The following is a 20,679-nucleotide window of genomic DNA, read 5'->3' as shown; positions in this document are numbered from 1 at the left end:
GGATCAATGAAACATGATCCCATGCTTGCATTGGAACTCCGTCGGGGAATGTCGAGCCCGTTACAATCGCCTTCTTATGGTATTCTCATGAGTGACTGCATCGTCCCGACCGGTGGCCATGAACGATCTCGGTCCTTATTCCAATTACCGGTTGACCGTTCGCCTTGAACTGGCCAACAAGCCGGGCATGTTCGCAAATGTCGCGGCCGTCTTGGCGATGGAGGGCGCGAATCTCGGCGCGGTCGACATTGTCTCAGCTACCAGCGCGTCCATGATCAGGGACGTGACGTTCGATGTTCGCGACGAGGCGCATGGCGAGCATGTGCTCATGCGCCTTGGAGCGCTTTCTGACGTCAAAGTTCTATCGGCCTCCGATCGAATTTTCCTGCTCCATCTGGGTGGGAAGATCCAGGTACAGAGCAAGGTGCCGATCAACACCCGCAATGTCCTGTCCATGGTCTACACTCCCGGCGTCGGACGGGTTTCACAGGCGATCGCCAAGGACAGATCCAAAGCCTATGCCTTCACCACCAAGAGCAACAGCGTGGCGGTCGTGACCGATGGATCCGCGGTTCTCGGACTCGGCAACCTGGGCCCGGAGGCGGCATTGCCGGTCATGGAAGGCAAGGCCATGTTGTTCCGGGAACTGGCCGGCATCGATGCCTGGCCGATTTGTCTTGATACGCAGGAAGTAGATGCAGTGGTACGAACGGTTCAAGCGATTGCTCCGGGTTTCGGCGCCATCAATCTAGAGGATATCAGCGCGCCGCGCTGTTTTGAGATCGAGCGGCGTCTGAAGGAGTCGTTGGCGATCCCGCTGATGCACGATGATCAACATGGCACCGCGGTGGTGATTCTCGCGGCTCTCACCAATGCGCTTGCGGTCGTCGGTAAAGCGATCGAGGACGTGTGGGTCGTCGTCAATGGTCTTGGTGCCGCCGGTACGGCTTGCTGCCGAATGCTGCTGGCGGCAGGGGTATCGCATCTGGTGGGCTGCGATAAACCGGGAATCATTTTGCAAGGGGATGGTGAACGCCTGCGTGCCTGCCGCCAGGATCTCCTGTCCTGTCTGACGCCGCTGCAGCCGGCCGGCACGCTCCAAGACGCTCTCAGGGGAGCCGACGTATTCATCGGTTTATCCGTCGGAAATCTCTTGAAGGCTGAAGACCTCGATCTGATGGCTTCGGATCGGATCGTGTTCGCGATGGCCAATCCCGACCCGGAGGTATCGCCGGAGTTGGCCGCGTCACATTGTCGCATCTTCGCGACGGGCCGGTCGGATTTTCCCAATCAGATCAACAATGCCCTGGCGTTCCCCGGAATTTTCCGCGGCGCGTTGGATGTGCAAGCGGTGGCGATCAACGAACCGATGAAACTTGCCGCCGCCAAGGCATTGGCCGAGTCGATTCCCCGTACAACGTTGACCGAAGACTATATCATTCCCAGTGTCTTCGATAAGGAAGTGGTGCCGAAAGTGGCCAAAGCGGTCTCCGCCGCTGCGCACGAAACCGGTGTGGCACGGCGCCGCAACAAGATCGGTGATCAGTTCTCTTCGACGTGAAGGGTCCATCTCCGCGCTTCTGACCACTGGGCCGCCTATGCTAGAATGCGCGGCGTTTGCAAACCCCACGGGATGTGTATGCCATTTTCGGCGGGTAAGTACATGAAATTCAGGAGCGGGATGCAAAAACGCATCAGTTCGCTCCGCTCGAAAACCGAGGAAAGTATGGATTGTGCCGTGGATACCATGATGCAGGAACGTGTCGACAGCTATTTTCGCGTGGAACAAGGGCTGGACGAGATCGTCAAGTCGCTGCTCCAGATCGAAGAGGAATTGGAAGGCGTGTCCGATCTGTCAGGCGCCATGCGTCTGGAGTCGCGGTTGGAATTTGTCGAGGATCGTTGGGATGACCTGGACAGCGAGATTCGGGAACGCCCCAGGCGGCGGCGGCGGAAGCTCAACCTGGCGGACATGTTGAAAGCGGCAGGCGGCGGGGGCGGGGATCTCTCGCAGAGCTCGAGTGTCAACAATGCCGTGGACGCCTATGCCATTATGGGCGTCGAGTTCGGAAGCTCGCTGGCCGACGTCACGACGGCGTTTCGCCACAAGGCGAAACAGCTCCATCCCGACGCGAACCAGGGAGATCGCAGCTCCGAGCCGGAACTCCGCCGCATGCTGGAGGCTTACCAGTTCCTCAAGGAGTATCTCAGTCTCACCAATACCGAACCGATGAGGCCGCCGGATCGACCGTACAGCCCAGCGGAATGAATCAGAGCGTGACCACACCAAGCGAGCCCGTTTACATCACCACGCGCGCGGATCTCGAACGGCTATGCCACCAGCTGCAGGCCAGCGCGGAGCTTGCCCTCGACACCGAGTTCGTCGGGGAAGAGAGTTTCGTTCCCAAGCTCGAACTCATTCAGATCGCCTCGTCCGGGCTTTCGGCGGTCATCGACTTTCCCGCCGTGCAGGCCGACGGTCCGCTCGACATGTTCTGGGAACTCATCGGCAATCCGGGAGTGAACAAGATCGTCCATGCCGGCCGGCAGGATTTGGATCTGTTCGCGGTGCATGCCGGAGAGATTCCGAAGCCGTTTTTCGATACGCAGATTGCCGCCGCAATGTTGGGATTCGGCGCTCAATCTGCGTATGCGAATCTGGTGCAGCGCATCGTCGGCACCAGGCTCGCGAAGGCCCACACCTTCACCAACTGGAGTGCGCGCCCGCTTTCGCACGATCAGATCGCCTACGCGGCCGAGGACGTTCAGTTCCTTCTTCCGATTCATGCGCATCTCGTCAGGAAGCTTTCGGCGTTGGGCCGATTGGAATGGGCCCACGAAGAGTTCGCCCGACTGGAGTCGGTCGTGGGTGAGAAGGGCCGGGATCCGCTTGAACGCTATCAGCGAATCAGGGGCTGGGAAGGGCTCAAGCCCAAGTACGCCGCCGTGCTTCGTGATCTGGCCGCCTGGCGTGAAAGCGAGGCCAAGCGCCGCAATGTACCGCGGGGACGGGTACTGAGGGATGAAGTCCTGTTGCAATTGGCCCGGCATCCGCCGAGGACCGTGAATGAACTCAAGACCCTCAGAGGAGTCCACAGTTCCGAGGTCGAACGTAACGGCGAACACATTGTAAAAACGGTGGAACGCTCACTGGCCCTGCCTCCCTCGGCGTGGCCGCAAGTGCCGGTGGAAAGGCGATCTGAACCTGAGTCCGTCGGGGTCGTCGAGTTTCTTCAAGCCGTCCTAAAGGCCCGTGCGGCGGAAGCGGAAATCGCTCCGACCTTGCTTGCGACCAGTGCCGACATTCAAGCATTGGTCGAGGCCAGGGAGAAAAAGAGCGAAATCGCTCTTCCTCTCTTGCGCGGATGGCGTCGGGAAGTGGCGGGAAATTTGATCCAGCAAGTGTTGAACGGCGAGGTAACGGTGCGGGTGAGTCGCTCGGGGACTTTGTTGTTCAAGCCGGATGGTACGGGATGACCGGGCGAGGCTGCGCTGGTTGATCCAGCGGAAAGCGGCTCCTGCCATGCGTTGAGGACTCCGACTGCCGGCACGAGGCCGGCCGGAGCGTGAACCCTGCTACAAGAGCTGCTTGATTTGGTCGGCCGGCCTGGCCAAAAGCACCCTGTCACCCGCTTCCACGATCGGACGTTGAATCAAGTCGGGGTGTTTGAGCATTAAGTCGATGAGTTCGTCGCCGGATAAATTCTTCTTAGCCAGGCCGAGCTCTCTATACACGTCCTCCTTCGTCCGCAGCACGTCACGAGCAGATAATCGGCCCTTCTTCAGCAGCGCCGTCAGCTTGGCCTTCGTGAACGGGGTCGTATAGTAGTTGACGGTCTTGAACGATTTCCCACTGTCTTTGGCCAGTTGGACGGCTTGACGGCACGTCGAACAGGTCGGCTTCTCATAGATGATCATATCGGGCATGTCGACTCCTTCTGACGGGTGGATCCTCGCTTGACGCCATTTTTACCCCTATGGTACATGCTAAACAATTGTTCTTTTTTTCGTCTTTGCCATGCCCACTGTCGGCACCAGTTCGAGCGGTCAATTTTCCTGCGCGACCACCGATCAGCGCACGTTGCGTGATCTCCGCATCAAACGCAAAGGGCAGCCGGTCTTCGTGCTCGGGCATCTTGTCGATCGAAAAGGCCAAGAGGCCGTCTTCGAAGTCTTCAACGATCGACTCGCCGTCGTCAAATTTTCCGATGGGACGATGATCGGATATGATCCTTTTGAATTGCTGTTGCCCACCGACATCGATCAGGAGGGCACGGCGTACTTTGAAATTCGAACCTGCCGTCTCTGCGAGCAGCTGTTTCCGTTGACCGGAGACGAGTGCGATGCACCGGAAGAACCCACGAGCTGCTTCGAGTGCCGGGCAACGTGATTCTCCGGGGTCTTAATCCACCAACGGCGCGATCTCGATGGCCTTTTTGATGAGGCAATCCCCGGCAAAGGATTGCAACGTCATCGGAAGCATGCTGGCATCGATGACCCGGACGGTCACCACCTTGTATCCGTCGGCGGCTTTGGTGCCCTCGATCCGGAGGGCATGACAGATTTCCAGCTTTTTCCAGATGAGGTTGTTCAAAATGGATTCGGAGGCCAGCAGCTTCGTATCCGAGACCGTGTCATTGACCGATGCCTTTACCGCCACGCGGGATCGGTCTTTGGGCGGGGCGCTGACGACGGCGAAGATCAACAAGTCGTCCTCGCCGGACGCCGCATTGGCGCTGCCGACGAGAAGAGCCGCACCGAGTGCCGCACACAGAAAGGCTCTCACTGGTTACCCCTCGTTTTCTGGGTCATCATGCCGTCCTCGCCGGTGGCCGTGGAATGTTGAGGAATGGTCGCCGGGGGAGAACCGTGGCCCAATGTACTGGTTCCGACTGCCTTGATCGTCCGACGTTGAGGTTGTCCGGCCGGTGTCCAGAGGTAAATGAGACTGGAGATAAGAATGAGGGTGCCGAGAATCGCCATTACCGACAGGCGGTGCCGTAGTATGCGCGTCTTCCACGTCACGACTGAAGTCAGTATGCCAAGCGGGGTAGGTGATTGCAAGGTGCCGACCGTCGCATTCTCCCGTGTCGCCGGTATCGCATCGATCCATACGGACGAGTAGTCGCCCGAGCAGGAGAGACTATGCCACACGATTTCATGCCCGGTCTTGCCGGTGTTCCGGCCGCCAAGTCGGCCATCAGCGACGTGGACGGTGCACGCGGCGTTCTTGAATATCGCGGAATCCGGGTCGAGGAACTCTGTGCCAGCTCTTCGTATCTAGAGACAGCCTATCTCCTCCTGTTCGGCCATCTGCCGTCCCGAGGCGAACTGTCGAAGTGGACGGAGGACGTCACGCGTCACCGGCGTGTGAAATTCACGATCATCGATTTGATGAAATGTCTCCCGGAGCACGGTCATCCAATGGACGCGCTCCAAGCCGCGGTCGCCGCGCTCGGCATGTTCTATCCGGGCCGCAACGTCAAGGACGTGGAGAATAATTATTGGTCGGCGGTTCGTCTTGTCGCCAAGCTCCCGACGATCGTCGCGGCATGGGCCAGGCTGCGACGGGGTGACGAGGCGATCCCGCCGCGCGACGATCTCGAGTTCAGCGAGAACTTTCTGTACATGATGACGGAATCGGTGCCGCCCGCCGTCTGGAGCGAGGTATTCGACGATTGTCTGATCCTCCATGCCGAGCATACGATGAACGCGTCGACGTTCACCGGCATGATCACGGCCTCGACGCTGGCCGATCCGTATACCGTCGTGGCTTCGTCCATCGGGTCGCTCAAGGGACCGCTGCACGGGGGAGCCAACGAAGAAGTCGTACAGATGCTGAAGGAAATCGGTACTCCCGGTCATGCCCGAGAGTTCGTCGTACAACGTCTGGCCGACAAGCGGAAACTGATGGGTTTCGGCCACCGGGTGTACAAAGTCAAGGATCCGAGAGCCGTCATCCTGCAATCGCTCTCGGTCAAACTGTTCAAGGCCTGTGGTTCCTCGCCGCTTTACGACGTGGCTGTGGAAGTCGAGCGGGCGGCTTCAGAACATTTGGATGCGAAGGGGATTTACCCCAACGTCGATTTCTATTCCGGGATCATCTACGACAAGATGGGAATCGACGTCGATCTCTTCACCCCGTTGTTCGCCATGGCGAGGGTGTCCGGCTGGCTCGCTCACTGGCTGGAGCAACTGCATGAGAACAAGCTGTTTCGTCCGGACCAGATCTATTCCGGTGAGCACAACCGTTCATATGTACCGCTAAACGAGCGCTCTTGAGCCATTGTCGCCTTCTCCGCCGCCGGCCCTCTTGACTTGACACCGGTCCGAGTTATCTCCCAACCGTGAGTGGAATGTGCGGCGCAGCGCCAAACACGTTAACCATCAATCATAGTGATGACGAACAGGAGGTCGAACATGGCTCTTGTACGCTGGGACCCGTTTCGCGAGTTGGAAGATATGTCGGAGAGGTTGAATCGTATGTTTGCCCGTCCGGCGCCACGCACCGGCAATGGGAAGGAAGCGTTGACCGTGGCGGATTGGATGCCGACCGTGGACATCAGTGAGACCGACGGCGAGTATTTGATCAAAGCGGAGCTGCCGGAGGTGAAGAAGGAAGACGTCAAGGTCACCGTCGAAGACGGGGTGCTGACGTTGCAGGGTGAACGCCGTCAAGACAAGGAAGAGAAGGGCAAGAAGTTTCACCGGGTCGAGCGCTCCTACGGGAGTTTCGTCCGCAGCTTCACGTTGCCCGAATCGGTTGACGATACCGCAGTCAAGGCGGAATACAAGGATGGAATCCTGGCCTTGCACCTGCCGAAGACGGAACGGGTGAAGCCGAAGGCGGTCGATGTCAAAGTTGCCTGAAAAGGCAGTACTCAGACGCTGAGGTGGGAAAGGCCCGTCCGCAAGACGGGCCTTTTCATTGTCAGCCCAGTTCCCGCATCACCAATTCCCACGATTCCTCATCAAGCTGATGCCGCAGGACGTACCGCAGACTGTCGTCCGCCCGCACGCGAAAATAACAGTGGCTTTCGGTATACCACCGATCGAGGATGTCCGTGACGATGCGATGCATCTTCCCGTGCGTGAACGATCGGGGCGTACGTTCACCCTTATTGCCGGCGTAGGTCTCCACGATCACATATGCAGAATCCATGAGACCACCCTTGTGCCGACTAATGGGCGGAGTTTATCATGGCGCCCTCGTAAGCCAGAACCTTTATGACGGAGTCGAACCTATGAAGCAGACGCGCGATAGCCATGCCACCGCCCCCAGCTCGTCCGACGGGGCCACCAGAATCGAACGTGACACAATGGGAGAACTGGCCGTGCCGGCTGACGCCTACTATGGCGTGCAGACTGCGCGGGCGGTGGAGAATTTTCCCATCAGCTCCTTGCGCATGCCGCGGTCCGTCATTCGGGCCATGGGGCTGATCAAGCGGGCGGCCGCGTCGGTAAACCACTCGCTCGGTTTACTCGATCAGCGCCATGCGGACGCGATCAGGCAAGCGGCCGCGGAAGTCGTGGAGGGGAAACTCGACGCTCAATTTCCCGTCGATATCTTTCAGACCGGATCGGGTACCTCGACAAACATGAACACGAACGAAGTCATCTCCAATCGGGCCACCGAATTGCTCGGAGGCGCGCGAGGCAGCAAACTCGTGCATCCCAACGACCATGTGAATCTCGGCCAGTCGAGTAACGACGTCATTCCGACGGCCATTCATATCGCGGCGTCGGAGACGATCCAGCGGCAGCTGCTTCCGGCGCTGTCCCGGTTGCATAGGGCGCTCGAGGACAAGGCGAGAGAGTTCGATAAGGTCGTCAAGATCGGGCGGACGCATTTGCAGGATGCCACGCCCGTTCGGCTCGGTCAGGAATTCGGCGGCTATGCCAGACAGATCGAGTTGGGGATCGCTCGAATGAAGCGGGCGCAGGAAGCCCTGAGCGAGGTTGCGCTCGGCGGAACGGCCGTTGGAACGGGCTTGAATTGCCATCCTGAGTTCTCAGGCAAAGTCATGGCCATCATTTCCCAGGAGACCGGATGCCGGTTTCAAGAAGCCGTCAATCATTTCGAGGCGCAATCGGCTCAGGATTCGCTGGTCGAGGCGAGCGGAGCTTTGCGGACGTTGGCCGTCAGCCTAACGAAAATCGCCAATGACGTCCGCTGGTTGGGGTCCGGTCCCCGCTGCGGACTCGGAGAAATCAGTTTGCCCGAAACGCAGCCCGGGTCCTCGATCATGCCGGGGAAGGTCAATCCGGTCATCGCCGAATCCGTCACAATGGTCTGCGCTCAAGTGGTCGGCAACGATGTCACGGTGACCGTCGGCGGACAGGCGGCGAACTTCGAATTGATCGTCATGCTCCCGGTAATGGCGTACAACCTTCTCCAGTCCATTGAGTTGCTGGCAACGGCCTCGAATAATTTCTCGGCCAAGTGCATCGAGGGCATCAAGGCGAATGAAGCGCGCTGCAACAGCCTGATCGAGGAAAGCTTGGCCATGTGTACCGCACTGGCGCCCGAGATCGGGTATGAAGCGGCGGCGAAACTGGCTAAAGACGCCTTCAAGTCCGGAAAAACCGTTCGCCAGGTTGCCCAGGAGCAGCACGTCCTTCCGGAAAAGCGACTGACCGAACTGCTCGATCCCTGGCGAATGACAGAGCCAGGAGGACCGGTCGGAAGCGCCGGAGGTTGACCGGGACGATGCGCGCATAAACGGGAGGGGACCCTCCGGATCGCAGCGACCAGCGAAAGCGGGCAGAGAATCGCGGAGCATGACGGCATCGCGCGTATGTCTGATGAAGAGCCGGATTTGATTTTGACAGCGGCGGAATCCCTATGCTAAAGTCCGCGGAACTCTTGAGGTTCTAGACCATTTTATCTCTCTACACGGGGAAAGAACGATCGTATGAGCGCAAAAGCAGCCCATGTGATAATTGTCGCCGGAGCGGGACCTGCCGGGATGGCGGTGGCCGGAACCCTTGCCAAAGCGGGACACGAAGTCATTATTCTGAATCGCGACATCAAATTCGGCGGATTGGCCGAATACGGCATCTTCCCCTCCAAGCTTAAGCTGCGCGGCGGTCTCAAAAAACAGTACTGGGAATTACTCGAGCAGCAGAACGTGCATTATTTTGGAAACGTCTCGATCGGGAAGGGCAAGGATCTATCCGTCGAAGACCTACGGAACCTTGGCGCCAGCGCGGTGGTGTACTCCATCGGTGCGCAGGGGACTAAAGCCATCGGTGTCGAAGGAGACACGGCTGCGGGGGTCTTTCACGCCAAAGACGTGGTGTATCACTTCAACCGGCTTCCGGGATTTGGCGACCGCCCGTTTGACGTCGGTCGGCACGTGGCCGTTATCGGGGCTGGCGACGTCATGGTGGATATCGCCCACTGGCTGACCCGCTATAAGAAGGTCGAGCGGGTGACGGCCATCGTCCGACGCGGTCCTGCGGAGCGAAAGTACAATCCCAAAGAGATCCGCGCGGTCTGCTCCAACATGGATGTGGATGACATCACCAAGGAAGTGGAGCGCATCAAGGACCGGCTCATTGCGGTGGGTCAGAAGCCCGACGAAATCCTGAAGGGACTGCTTGGGGAGTTTACGAAGTGCGAGCCGAAAAACAGTGATGCGAAAATGAGCTTCAAGTTTTTGGCGTCACCCAAGCGCATCCTCGTCGACGGAAACAACCGCGTTCGCGGGTTGGAGATGGAAGATAACAAGCTTGAGCCGAAGGGCGAGGACACGGCTGCCGTCGGACTCAAGCAGTTCTATGAGTTTCCCTGCGACAGTGTCGTCTTTGCGGTCGGCGACAAGGTCGATGAAACCGTCGGTTTGCCCTATAAGAGCGGAGTGTTCGTCACGAATCCCGTCAAGACCAACAATGATCCGGACGACGCATTGTTTCAGGCGTACGATGATTCCACGGGAAAGGTTCTGGATGGAGTCTTTCTCGCAGGCTGGGCCAGAAAAGCCAGCGAAGGGCTTGTCGGGGTGGCCAAACGTGATGGAGATTGGTGCGCCGAGGTCGTCGGCCGATATCTGCTCACCAAGCCGGCACCGGGAAATCCGAAGTCCGTAGTCGAGAAACTTCAGGCGACGCTTCGGGAACGGAAGAGCCATCCGGTCGGGGTCAAGGGGCTTCGAGTGTTGGAAGCGGCGGAGAAGGCTCAACAGGCCAAAGACGACTGCATCGGCGAATTCAAATTTGCGACGAATCAGGACATGATCCGATTGGTCGAGCAGGGATAGAAACGCATCGTTCCATCCGGACATCTTCCACGCTAGCCGTCTCCCCATTTCAACTTTTCACGCAAGACGTCGTAGTACGTGCTTTCCGGAAAGCGGATCAACCTGGTTCGCAACTCCGAGACGCTCAATGCGACCGTATCCCCCTGGGTCAGCGCGATGCCGACTTGTCCGTCCAGCGTCGCCATGGCGCCTTCATCTTTGCTCGTGAGAGTGACGTCGATCTCGACATTGTCCGGCACGATCAGCGGCCGGTGCGTCAGTGTATGGGGACAGATCGGCGTCAGGATGAGCGAATGCACAGCCGGCTCGAGGATCGGCCCACCGGCCGATAGGGAATAGGCCGTGGACCCGGTCGGGGTGCTGATGATCAAGCCATCTCCACGCAGATTCGTCACGAATTGTCCGTGAATGGAGATCCGCAATTCGATCATCCGCGCCAGAGTTCCCTTGCTGACGACGACGTCATTGAGCACGATGCCTTGCGCGACGGTCTCCCCGTGACGGTGAACGTGCGTCTTGAGCATCAGGCGCTCATCAAGGACAAAATCGTTGGCGAAGACCCGCTCCAGGGAAGGGTAGAGGTGTTCGAGTCGCACCTCGGTCAAAAATCCCAGGCCTCCCATATTGACGCCGAGGATGGGAATGCCGCGTTCGCCTGCCAGGCGGGCGGCGTTGAGCATCGTTCCGTCTCCTCCCAGGATGAGCAGTACGTCGGCCTTCTGAGCCAATTGGGTTTTCTGAAGGCCGCCCTTTTCTTCGAGAAGGGCGGCGGAGGTCGTATCCAAGATCACATCGATGTTCCTGGCACGCAGCCAGGACACCACGGCTTGCAGAGTGGTCTTGACTTCGGGGAATTTGGGCTTGGTCAAAATGCCGATGCTCTTGCTTTTCATCGATGGTGCATCTCTCTTGTCCAGAGGCAGCGGGTCGGCCGGGAAAAGTTCGGGATTCTATCGGGATGGTTCTTTTGAAGTCAACGAATCGCATGATGTGGTCTGTTGTGGAGACATGACGTTCCCATTCCGCGCGTAAGCGCCGTGCGATTCCCATCCAACCTTGACACTGCACATCCTTCTAGTTAAAATTAGGCATATTTTTCGAAGGGTTCGCTTCCACGGGTCAGCCCTAGCCCATCAAGCTAGACCATCAAGAAGGAGGCAGGATGTTCGAACGATTCACGGACAAGGGTCGGAAGATCATCATCCTCGCGCGGGAAGAGGCCGAGCGTCATCAGAACGATTATCTCGGGACCGAGCACCTGGTCCTGGCCATTCTTCGCGAGTCCGACGGAATCGCCCTGATGATTTTGAAGAAGATGGGTCTTTCCACGGAACAGATCCGCTTGGAGATCGAACGAAACTTGCCCGGCGGCGGGACGACCATGACCTTCGGCGAAATCCCGTTCAGCCCCCGCGTGAAGAAGGTCATCGAGTACGGCGTCGAAGAAGCCCGGTTGCTTGGGCACAATCACATCGGCAGCGAACACCTTCTGCTCGGACTTCTGCGGGAAGAGGAGGGGATCGGCGGCAAGATTCTTCGCAGCCTCGGCGCGAATCTCCTGACGGCCAGGCAATTGACGGTGACGTTCTTGCGCAAGTCCGCTCCGCGCGAGCGTGATCGCAAAAGCAATACGCCGGCGCTCGATGAATTCGGTCGTGACCTCACCCAGATGGCCCAGGAAGGTCAGTTGGATCCGGTCATCGGACGGGCGGACGAAATCGAGCGGGTGTTGCAGATCCTCAGCCGCCGCACGAAGAACAATCCGGTATTAATCGGCGAGTCCGGCGTCGGAAAGACGGCGATTGTCGAAGGGTTGGCCCAGCGGATCATCCAATCCGAAGTTCCCGACAACCTCTTGTCGCGACGCGTGATCGCGTTGGATCTCGGGTCCCTGGTGGCCGGGACCAAATACCGCGGCCAATTCGAAGAGCGTTTGAAGGTGGTGATGAAGGAGATCGTGCAAGCCGGAAACATCATCATCTTCATCGACGAACTGCATACGTTGGTGGGCGCCGGTGCGGCGGAGGGATCGATCGACGCGTCCAACATGCTGAAGCCCGCGCTGTCGCGCGGAGAAATTCAGTGCATCGGCGCGACGACGCTGGATGAATATCGCAAGCACATCGAAAAAGACGGCGCACTCAAGCGGCGGTTCCAGCCGATCTACGTGCAGCCGCCGAGCCTCGACGAAACGGTTCGGATCATTCAAGGACTTCGCGACCGCTATGAGGAGCATCACGGCGTGGAGATCACGGAGGATGCCATCGTCGAAGCGGTCAAGCTGTCGGATCGGTATATCACCGATCGGTTCCTGCCGGATAAAGCGATCGACTTGATCGACGAAACCGGTTCGCGCGCCAAGCTTCAGACCTATGCGTTGCCCGGAGAGTTGAAGGCAATGGAGCAGGAGCTGAAGAAGGTGTCGCGGGACAAAGAGTTGGCGATTTCGATGCAAAACTTCGAGGAAGCCGTTCGCCATCGCGAAGAAGAGGAACGGCTCAGGAAGTTGCTCGACGAGTCCAAGCGCGAGTGGAAAAAGAATCAGGAAAAGCAGAAGCCGACGATCGGCAAGGAGGACGTAGCCTACGTCGTCTCCAAAATGACGGGCATTCCGCTCTTCAAGCTCGAAGAAGAAGAGTCGAACAAGTTGCTGCGGATGGAGGATTTCCTCCATAAACGGGTGGTCGGCCAAAACGAGGCGATTTCCGCGGTCTGTCGTGCGATCCGCCGCTCCCGCGCGGGCCTCAAGGAAGCCAAGAAGCCCATCGGTTCCTTTATCTTCCTGGGACCAACCGGAGTCGGAAAGACTGAGTTGGCTCGTACCCTGGCGGAGTTTTTGTTCAATACCGAGGACGCGCTGATCCGCATCGACATGTCGGAGTATCAGGAGAAATTCACGAGCAGCCGTCTGTTCGGCGCTCCTCCCGGATATGTCGGCTACGAGGAGGGCGGGCAATTGACGGAGCGTGTGCGCCGTCGTCCTTATTCGGTGGTTTTGTTCGATGAAATCGAGAAAGCCCATCCGGACGTGTTCAATCTGCTTCTGCAGGTGCTGGACGACGGAGTCTTGACCGACAGCCTGGGCCGCAAAGTCGATTTCAAGAACACCGTTGTGATTATGACGTCCAACATCGGCACGAAATTGATCCAGAAGGGCGTGTCTTTGGGATTCCAGAGCACCGAAGCCGAACAGGATCGCCACAAGAAGGAAGAGGTTCTCGGAGAATTGCGGCGTCAATTCAGCCCGGAATTCTTGAACCGCATTGACGAGATCGTGGTGTTCCACCAATTGGACAAGTCCCATTTGTTCAATATCCTGGACATCCTGTTGCGCGAGCTCAATCTCCGGCTTCTGGAAAAAGGCGTGGAGATCGAGGTCGACGACGAGGTCAAACAGTGGCTCATCAAGGAAGGGTATGAACCGCTCTACGGGGCTCGGCCGATGCGCCGGACGATTCAGCGGGCCATCGGAGACCCGCTGTCCGAAGAGATGATCAAGGGCCGCTTCAAGGATAGCCGGAAGATCAAAGTGGTGCTGCGCGACGGTGCTCCCGTCTTCATTGAACAGGAGGCGATGGCTGGTGTGTAATTGATAGTCGCCGGCCGGTCCGCGCGATCCGAATCATCGACCGATCATCAAGCCTCGACCCTTGTTGCGTCGTACGCGGCAAGGGTCGAGGTGTTTTTACGCCGAAGCACCGGCTCAGAGGGCAATGAATCAAATTAAAATGAACTACTCCGGGATATCCGACGCCCGTGGGACCGACGGTCCGGTCTTGGGGATCGAGACGTCGTGTGATGAAACCGCCGCGGCGGTCATCCGCGGCGACGGGACGATTCTCTCCAACGTCATCTCCTCGCAGCACAGCGTTCATGCTCGGTTCGGAGGAGTCGTGCCGGAGCTGGCTTCTCGGGCGCATATCGAAAAGATCGAGGAGATCGCGGCCCGTGCCATAGATGAAGCAGGTTTGAGCTGGCAGGATCTCGCAGGCGTGGCGGTCACCGAAGGTCCCGGACTTGCCGGCGCCCTGATCGTAGGGTTGAACTATGCCAAGGCGCTGGCATTTGCACTGAACATTCCGATCGTTGGGGTCAGTCACTTGGAAGGGCACATCGCGTCCGCGTGGCTGAAGGATCCATCATTTCCTCGTTCATGCGTGGTGCTGGTCGTTTCAGGAGGGCACACTCATCTCTATCACCGGGGACAAGATGGAGCCACCAGACTGTTGGCCCGTACAAGGGACGACGCTGCCGGGGAAGCGTTCGACAAGGGAGCCCAGATGCTAGGCTTGGGATTTCCCGGAGGGCCGGCACTGGACAAGCTCGCGCAAGCGGGGAATCCGGGAAAGATCAGGTTTCCGCGGTCCATGCGGAAGAGCAGCCTCGAATTCAGCTTCAGCGGGCTGAAGACGTCGTTGCTCTATCGCCTGCAGGGCATGGATAAGGCGCATCTCGATGGCATTCGGGCCGATGTGGCCGCCGGCTATCAAGAGGCCATTGTCAGTGTGCTTGTCGAGAAGGCCTTCACCGCCGTAGGCCGCTGCGGCGTGGCGGCTTTGGCGGTCGTGGGAGGCGTGTCCGCCAATTCAAGACTCCGCGCTCTGTTGACGGAACGAGCGCATCGAGAAGGTGTGTTGCTCAGCATCCCGCCGTTGCAGTACTGCACCGACAATGCGGCCATGATCGCCGCCGCGGGGAGAAACGCATTGTCGGCGGGTCGACGCCTGGCCGATGACGCGGAGGCTCTGGTCACGATGGATCCGCTGTCACCCCTGCAGGTAATCGAAACCGTCTGACAAGGGAGGTCGTCCATTTCTGACGTAATTGGTCATATTACCGGGTTGAAAGCGGGCCAGCTGGACGCCATCGAACGGTTGTATCGGCGGCGCGTGCCTCCAGATAAGGTGCTCTCCCCGGAATTGGCGAGAACGATGTGCCAGATCACTCTGGACATTCGGCGTCCGATCGCGGTGGTGTTGACCAGAAAAGGCCAGATGCAGGAGATCGTCGTGGGAACCGACCTGACGTTGTCTCCGGCGACATTGGCACGGTTCAGGGCCGGCGTTCAATCGTTGCGCGGACTTCGCGTGATCAGAACGCAATTGCACGATCAGCCGATCAATCAGGAACTGCTGACGGACCTTGCGTATCTGCGTCTGGATTTGATCGGCGTGCTCTCCGTGGACTCCGACGGGCTGCCTGGCAATCTGTATCTTGCGCACCTGCTTCCGCCGAACGGCACGGGCCAATTGTTCAATGTCCTCAAGACGACGGCGTTTCACCAGTCTCCCGTGGTGTTCGATGTATTCATCGAGGAACTGGAAGCCGGGTTGCAGAGGGTGCGTGGCCACGCGACCAAAGAAGGGGTGGCGTCGGCCTTGCTGGTCAGCGCCTCATCCATGAGCCGGGCGGAACAGGAGGACCGGCTCGGAGAGCTCGCGGAGCTGGCGGCTTCGGCGGGAATTTCAGTCATCGATCGCCTGACGCAACGAACAACGGGAGGGCATCAACGGTATTTGCTGGGAAGGGGAAAGCTGAAGGATGTGCTGATCCAAACGCTTCATCGCGGCGCCGACATGGTGATTTTTGATCAGACATTGTCTCCGGCGCAATCGCGGGCCATTTCCGAAGTGACCGATATCCCCGTGATCGATCGGACCCAATTGATCCTGGACATTTTTGCCAAACGCGCCCACAGCCGGGAGGGCAAGGTGCAGGTCGAGCTGGCCCAGCTCCGCTACCTCCTGCCCCGCCTGTCCGGGAAGGGCGCGGATCTCTCGCGACTGGGCGGTGGTATCGGAACTAGGGGGCCTGGCGAGGCTAAATTGGAGACCGATCGTCGAAGAATCCGAGAGCGCATTGCGCATTTGGAGCAGGACTTGCGTCAGTTCGCCAGACATCAAGACCAGCGTCGCGCCCGCAGGAATCGGCACGGGATGCCGGTGCTTTCGTTGGTCGGATATACGAACGCCGGAAAATCGACGCTGCTCAACGTCCTCTCCAAGAGTCATGTATCCGCTCAGGACCGGATGTTCGAAACCCTCGATACGACCAGCCGACGTCTCCGATTTCCCCGGGACCGGCAGGTCATTGTCACCGACACGGTGGGATTCATCCGGGATCTTCCGCAGGAGCTGTTGGGAGCGTTCCGTACCACGCTGGAAGAATTGCGAGAGGCTGATCTCCTGGTTCATGTCGTGGACGCCGGCGCAGCCGACATCGATGTCCAGATCTCGGCAGTGGTGACGATTCTCAGAGATCTGAACCTCGACGCGCTTCCGCGCACGCTCGTGTTCAATAAGTGCGATCGACTTCCCCCGGACGAGGCGGCCTTGCTGTGCCGCCGCTATGGCGCCGTCGGGATTTCGGCGATTCATCCGGATACCCTTCATCCGTTGCTGCGCCATCTGGAACAGCAGTTGACGCTGCTCGTGCCTGATACGGGAATGCCTGCCGTCAAGGGGCCCGATGTCCTCGTGCTTGCATCCGGCGGTTGAGCGCTGCACAATCGGACCGCCATTTCGACCGATATGATCCCCAAGCAACTCCAGCAGAAGGCACGTCAGGAGCGTCTCGGCAAGATCGCTGAAAATTTGATCCGTTCCATGCCGGCCGCCGAGATGGAACTCGACCATCGAACTCCATGGGAACTCCTCATTGCCACCATCCTGTCCGCACAATGCACGGATGAACGGGTCAACCGCGTTACCCCCGCGCTGTTCCGGCGGTATCCCACACCGGCGGATTTGGGACAGGCTTCGCAGCGAGACGTGGAAGAAGTCATCCGTTCGACGGGATTCTTCAAGAGCAAGGCGAAGAACATCATCGCTTGTGGTCGCGCCGTGGAGGAGAAGTTTCACGGAAAGGTTCCGGAGACCATGGAAGAATTGGTCGGTCTGCCGGGAGTTGGAAGAAAGACCGCCAACGTCCTATTAGGCAATGCCTTCGGCAAGCCGGCGATCGTCGTCGATACCCATGTCAAACGAGTCGCCAACCGCCTTGGGTTTACGACCTCGGACGATCCGACCCGCATCGAACAGGATCTTCAACGGCTGCTTCCGCCCGCGCGCTGGACGGCCGTCTCGCAGCGCTTGCTGCTGCACGGACGGTATGTCTGCACTGCCAGGCGCCCGCAATGCGAACGTTGTCCGATTTACGCGCACTGTACGTGGAAACAGAAAGGGCCCGCATGATTCGAAGCATGACAGGATTCGGGAGGCAGCAGGCACCGTGGCAGGATGGTTCGGTGGCGGTCGAGGTGCGGTCCGTCAATCATCGCTTCCTTGAGATCGCCTGCCGCTTGCCGCGCCCACTGAATCATTTGGAAGACACCATCAAGAAAGCGGCGCAGCAGGTTTGTGCCCGTGGTCGCATTGATCTCACCATAACCGTCCAGAGCGGAAAGGGACGGTCGCATACGGTGGCTGTTGACCAGGGCTTGGCGAAGCAGTACCATCAGGCACTTCGCGCCTTGAAAAAAACCCTCAAGCTGAGCGGATCCATTGATATTGGCCTGATTGCCGGACAGCGTGACGTGGTGTCCATTATCGACCAGCCGGTGGAGGATCGAAAGCTCTCCAAACTGGCTCAACAACTGGCGGTCAAGGCGCTGGACGACCTCGTGGCGATGAGAAGGCGGGAAGGGGATGCCTTGGCGAAGGACATGCTCGCACGGCTTGGTGCGATTCGGGAGCGGAAGACGATCGTGGGGGCGATGGCTCCCCGAGTGGTCCAGGCTGAATTCGATCGAATGCGGAGCCGGGTCGAAAAATTGATGGGCGGCGAACCCCCTGACGCATCCCGCCTGCTGCAGGAATTGGCCGTGTATGCGGATCGTGGCGACATTGCGGAAGAAATAGTCAGATTGGACTCCCATATGGTACAGTTTGAGCAAACGCTTAACCGATCGGAATCTATAGGTAAAACCCTCGATTTCTTGCTCCAGGAAATGGGGCGTGAGGTCAATACAATCGGTTCCAAGGCCAACGATGCCGAAATCGCCGCTCAGGTCGTCCATATGAAGGCCGAGCTCGAACGAATTCGAGAACAAGTGCAGAACGTCGAATGAGCGTCACGACCAAAAATCCAGCCCGATCACCTGCCGGACCGATGGGTGCGTCCCTCCACCGTCACGGCGTCTTGTTCATCATTTCCGCGCCGTCGGGAACCGGAAAAACAACGCTGTGCAAACAACTGGTCGCGAGCATCCCGGGTCTCTGGCACTCCATTTCTTGTACCACCAGAAAGCCGCGGGCGGGCGAGGAACACGGCCGTGAGTATTTTTTCATCGAAGAAGCCACGTTCCAGGAAATGATCGACCGTCATGAGTTCGTCGAGTGGGCGCGTGTGTACGGTCATCTCTACGGGACGCCGAGAAAATCTTTGACCGACAAACTCGATCAAGGAATCGACGTGTTGCTGGAAATTGACGTTCAGGGGGCGTTGCAGGTGAAGAAGAAATTCGACGATTCCGTGTCGATTTTCATCCTTCCTCCCTCCATGGCCGCGTTGCGCACTCGATTGCAAACGAGGGCTTCCGATGCTCCCGAAGAGATTCAACGCCGGTTGCAGAAGGTCAAGGAAGAGGTGTGGAACTATCGGCAATACACGTACGTCGTCCGCAACGACGAGTTAGGTCGTTCCCTTCGCGAACTGGAGACGATCTTCCTCGCGGAACGATCGAAAACCGCGCGGATGGATACGGCGTGGATCGAGCGCGATTTTCTTCTCGCCGACGAGTCGCAATCGGAAAATCGAACAGATCATCATTAACCAGAAAGGGGTTTCATCCACATGATCGAGATGCTGAATTTGTTGCCGCAATATACGCCGGACCAGTTTGATTCCCGTCACCGATTGGTGATCGTGGCGGCTCAACGAGCCAAGCACATTCTCCAAGGCTCGCGTCCGTTCGGTGCCTCCCGCTTCACGAAGGAAACCACCGTGGCGCTGGACGAGGTGCTGCGCGGTGAAGCCAAGTACCTCATGGGCAAGGAAGCCCGCGATGCGATGAAAGAAGCCAAGCGCGGCAAGGAGGGCGAAAGCGAGCGCATGGCCATGATGACCGGTGAGGATGCCCGTGAGATCAAGAAAGAGCTGAGCGTCTACGTCGACGACACGCCAAAGGCTCCAGAGCCTGAAGCCGAGGAGTAACCGAGGAGCAACCATGGTTGCTGGGCAGATCGGACCGACGCTCGCCGGCAAGCACGTGATTCTTGGAGTAACGGGGAGCATCGCGTCCTACAAAGCCGTCAATCTTTTGCGCGCCTTGGTACGCGAAGGGGCGCAGGTGGACGTCGCGATGACGCGGGCGGCCGCGAAGTTCGTGACGCCCCTAACCTTCGAGGTGCTTTCAGGGCGTCCTGTAGCGGCGGACCTTTTCGAAGCCCATCAGGAAATGAAGCACTTGACGTTGCCCGAGAGGGCCGACGTCATCGTCGTGGCTCCCGCGACGGCCAATTTTCTCGCGAAGGCGGCGGTGGGTTTGGCCGATGATGTCTTGACGACGATGTTGCTGGCGGCCGCTTGTCCCGTGATCATCGCGCCGGCCATGGACGGCGGCATGTGGACACATCCGACCGTTGTCGAGCACGTTCACACCCTGCGTCGGCGCGGCGTGACCGTCCTGGATCCCGAGGAAGGCCCTCTGGCCTCTGGTCGCCTGGGACAAGGACGGCTGGCCGAGGAATCGGCGATACTCGACGCGATCCAAGCGGTGCTGTTGCCCCGGCGCGATTGGAGCGGCCACCGGGTGCTCGTTTCCGCCGGTCCCACGCAGGAACCGATCGACCCTGTACGATATCTTTCCAATCGAAGTTCAGGAAAAATGGGATACGCGCTGGCGGAAGCCGCGCAAGCCAGAGGCGCGTCAGTCGTCCTTGTCACCGGTCCTACCGCGCTGCCTCATCCGGCCGGAGTTGAGGTCGTCTCCGTCGAAACGGCGGAGGAAATGTCCAAGGCGCTGACCATGCGGTTGTCCTGGTCGACGGTGGTGATCATGTCGGCGGCGGTTGCGGATTTTCGACCGAAGCACCGGGCCGTCAACAAATTGAAGAAGCGTGACCTCACGAACCCCGTGTTGGATCTCGAGCCCACCGGCGATATTCTTGCGGATCTTTCCGCCCGGCGCACGGGCCAACTTCTGGTCGGCTTCGCCGCCGAAACGGGGGATTTACTCCGGCATGCCCGTCAGAAATTGAATGCCAAAGGCGTCGACCTCATCGTGGCCAACGATGTGACGACTCCCGGTGCCGGCTTCGGCAGCGATCACAATGCCGCGACATTGATTGATCGAGACGGGGCCATCAGCGAGTTGGGACTGCGATCCAAGCGCCGGCTTGCAGACGACATCCTGGATGCCGCCCTACGGCTGGCGCGTACGGCCGTTCGCAGGCCTATGACGGGGGAGGAGTAGCCG

Annotated in this window: 21 protein-coding genes; 16 read left to right on the top strand and 5 right to left on the bottom strand. The window is 58.8% G+C overall.

What is annotated here, in order from left to right; all coding sequences use genetic code 11:
- The first annotated feature begins 118 nt into the window (after nt 1–118).
- The 3 genes from NSJP_RS15700 (at nt 119) to rnd (ending at nt 3,477) form a co-directional block, all read left to right on the top strand.
- Entirely contained in the window at nt 119–1,561 is a 1,443-nt protein-coding gene (locus NSJP_RS15700; protein WP_080887800.1) for an NAD-dependent malic enzyme, read from the top strand.
- Nucleotides 1,562–1,681: 120 nt separating this feature from the next.
- Nucleotides 1,682–2,269, top strand: a complete 588-nt coding sequence (locus NSJP_RS15695) for a J domain-containing protein (RefSeq protein ID WP_172834386.1) — start codon at nt 1,682–1,684, stop codon at nt 2,267–2,269.
- Nucleotides 2,270–2,277: 8 nt separating this feature from the next.
- Entirely contained in the window at nt 2,278–3,477 is a 1,200-nt protein-coding gene (gene rnd / locus NSJP_RS15690) for a ribonuclease D (RefSeq protein ID WP_172834385.1), read from the top strand.
- Between the two features lie 99 nt (nt 3,478–3,576).
- Here the strand turns inward: rnd and NSJP_RS15685 are convergent, their stop codons facing one another.
- Complete coding sequence (locus NSJP_RS15685) at nt 3,577–3,927, bottom strand: arsenate reductase family protein (protein WP_080887797.1); 351 nt, start codon at nt 3,925–3,927, stop codon at nt 3,577–3,579.
- A gap of 91 nt (nt 3,928–4,018) precedes the next feature.
- Here NSJP_RS15685 and NSJP_RS15680 point away from each other — a divergent pair, with 91 nt between their 5' ends.
- On the top strand, nt 4,019–4,390 hold the full coding sequence (locus NSJP_RS15680) for a hypothetical protein (RefSeq protein ID WP_080887796.1): 372 nt from the start codon (nt 4,019–4,021) through the stop codon (nt 4,388–4,390).
- A gap of 12 nt (nt 4,391–4,402) precedes the next feature.
- Here NSJP_RS15680 and NSJP_RS15675 read toward each other — a convergent pair whose 3' ends face one another.
- The gene (locus NSJP_RS15675; RefSeq protein WP_080887795.1) at nt 4,403–4,786 is read right to left on the bottom strand and encodes a hypothetical protein; all 384 of its coding nucleotides are present in this window, start codon (nt 4,784–4,786) and stop codon (nt 4,403–4,405) included.
- A complete protein-coding gene (locus NSJP_RS15670) occupies nt 4,783–5,154 on the bottom strand; it encodes a hypothetical protein (RefSeq protein ID WP_231989407.1) in 372 nt (123 codons plus the stop codon). The genes NSJP_RS15675 and NSJP_RS15670 overlap by 4 nt, the downstream gene beginning before the upstream one ends.
- On the opposite strand from NSJP_RS15670, the gene NSJP_RS15665 reads away from it, so the two are divergent.
- On the top strand, nt 5,146–6,282 hold the full coding sequence (locus NSJP_RS15665; protein ID WP_080887793.1) for a citrate synthase: 1,137 nt from the start codon (nt 5,146–5,148) through the stop codon (nt 6,280–6,282). The two genes, NSJP_RS15670 and NSJP_RS15665, sit on opposite strands and share 9 nt — an antisense overlap.
- 138 nt (nt 6,283–6,420) lie before the next feature.
- The gene (locus NSJP_RS15660; RefSeq protein WP_080887792.1) at nt 6,421–6,870 is read left to right on the top strand and encodes an Hsp20/alpha crystallin family protein; all 450 of its coding nucleotides are present in this window, start codon (nt 6,421–6,423) and stop codon (nt 6,868–6,870) included.
- A 61-nt stretch (nt 6,871–6,931) separates the two neighbouring features.
- Here the strand turns inward: NSJP_RS15660 and NSJP_RS15655 are convergent, their stop codons facing one another.
- Nucleotides 6,932–7,162, bottom strand: coding sequence for a hypothetical protein (locus tag NSJP_RS15655; protein WP_155970294.1), 231 nt, complete (start codon nt 7,160–7,162; stop codon nt 6,932–6,934).
- Between the two features lie 82 nt (nt 7,163–7,244).
- Between NSJP_RS15655 and NSJP_RS15650 the strand changes: the two genes are divergently transcribed.
- Together NSJP_RS15650 and NSJP_RS15645 are read left to right on the top strand one after the other, a co-directional pair.
- Nucleotides 7,245–8,702 carry a class II fumarate hydratase gene (locus tag NSJP_RS15650; RefSeq protein ID WP_080887790.1) on the top strand — a complete coding sequence of 486 codons (1,458 nt, stop codon included), beginning with the start codon at nt 7,245–7,247 and terminating at the stop codon, nt 8,700–8,702.
- 213 nt (nt 8,703–8,915) lie between these two features.
- On the top strand, nt 8,916–10,262 hold the full coding sequence (locus tag NSJP_RS15645) for an FAD-dependent oxidoreductase (RefSeq protein WP_080887789.1): 1,347 nt from the start codon (nt 8,916–8,918) through the stop codon (nt 10,260–10,262).
- Nucleotides 10,263–10,294: 32 nt separating this feature from the next.
- Here the strand turns inward: NSJP_RS15645 and NSJP_RS15640 are convergent, their stop codons facing one another.
- Complete coding sequence (locus NSJP_RS15640) at nt 10,295–11,155, bottom strand: NAD(+)/NADH kinase (RefSeq protein WP_080887788.1); 861 nt, start codon at nt 11,153–11,155, stop codon at nt 10,295–10,297.
- Between the two features lie 269 nt (nt 11,156–11,424).
- Here NSJP_RS15640 and NSJP_RS15635 point away from each other — a divergent pair, with 269 nt between their 5' ends.
- The 8 genes from NSJP_RS15635 (at nt 11,425) to coaBC (ending at nt 20,676) form a co-directional block, all read left to right on the top strand.
- Nucleotides 11,425–13,851, top strand: coding sequence for an ATP-dependent Clp protease ATP-binding subunit (locus tag NSJP_RS15635; protein WP_080887787.1), 2,427 nt, complete (start codon nt 11,425–11,427; stop codon nt 13,849–13,851).
- Between the two features lie 124 nt (nt 13,852–13,975).
- Complete coding sequence (tsaD, locus tag NSJP_RS15630; protein WP_231989406.1) at nt 13,976–15,058, top strand: tRNA (adenosine(37)-N6)-threonylcarbamoyltransferase complex transferase subunit TsaD; 1,083 nt, start codon at nt 13,976–13,978, stop codon at nt 15,056–15,058.
- A gap of 45 nt (nt 15,059–15,103) precedes the next feature.
- Nucleotides 15,104–16,759 (top strand): GTPase HflX, encoded by a 1,656-nt coding sequence (hflX, locus tag NSJP_RS15625; protein ID WP_231989405.1) that lies wholly within the window; start codon nt 15,104–15,106, stop codon nt 16,757–16,759.
- A 33-nt stretch (nt 16,760–16,792) separates the two neighbouring features.
- Nucleotides 16,793–17,455: an endonuclease III gene (gene nth / locus NSJP_RS15620; protein ID WP_080887785.1), complete on the top strand. Its 663-nt coding sequence runs from the start codon at nt 16,793–16,795 to the stop codon at nt 17,453–17,455.
- The gene (locus NSJP_RS15615; RefSeq protein WP_172834384.1) at nt 17,452–18,330 is read left to right on the top strand and encodes a YicC/YloC family endoribonuclease; all 879 of its coding nucleotides are present in this window, start codon (nt 17,452–17,454) and stop codon (nt 18,328–18,330) included. The genes nth and NSJP_RS15615 overlap by 4 nt, the downstream gene beginning before the upstream one ends.
- A complete protein-coding gene (gmk, locus tag NSJP_RS15610; protein WP_231989404.1) occupies nt 18,327–19,034 on the top strand; it encodes a guanylate kinase in 708 nt (235 codons plus the stop codon). Before NSJP_RS15615 ends, gmk begins: the two co-directional genes overlap by 4 nt.
- A gap of 21 nt (nt 19,035–19,055) precedes the next feature.
- A complete protein-coding gene (locus tag NSJP_RS15605) occupies nt 19,056–19,415 on the top strand; it encodes a DNA-directed RNA polymerase subunit omega (RefSeq protein ID WP_155970292.1) in 360 nt (119 codons plus the stop codon).
- 13 nt (nt 19,416–19,428) lie between these two features.
- Nucleotides 19,429–20,676, top strand: coding sequence for a bifunctional phosphopantothenoylcysteine decarboxylase/phosphopantothenate--cysteine ligase CoaBC (coaBC, locus tag NSJP_RS15600; RefSeq protein WP_080887782.1), 1,248 nt, complete (start codon nt 19,429–19,431; stop codon nt 20,674–20,676).
- Nucleotides 20,677–20,679 lie beyond the last annotated feature (3 nt).

The sequence above is a fragment of the Nitrospira japonica genome (assembly GCF_900169565.1).
Classification (GTDB): domain Bacteria; phylum Nitrospirota; class Nitrospiria; order Nitrospirales; family Nitrospiraceae; genus Nitrospira_C; species Nitrospira_C japonica_A.
The sequence above is the reverse complement of the archived record's forward strand: the minus strand, read 5'-3'. Positions and strand labels throughout refer to the sequence as shown.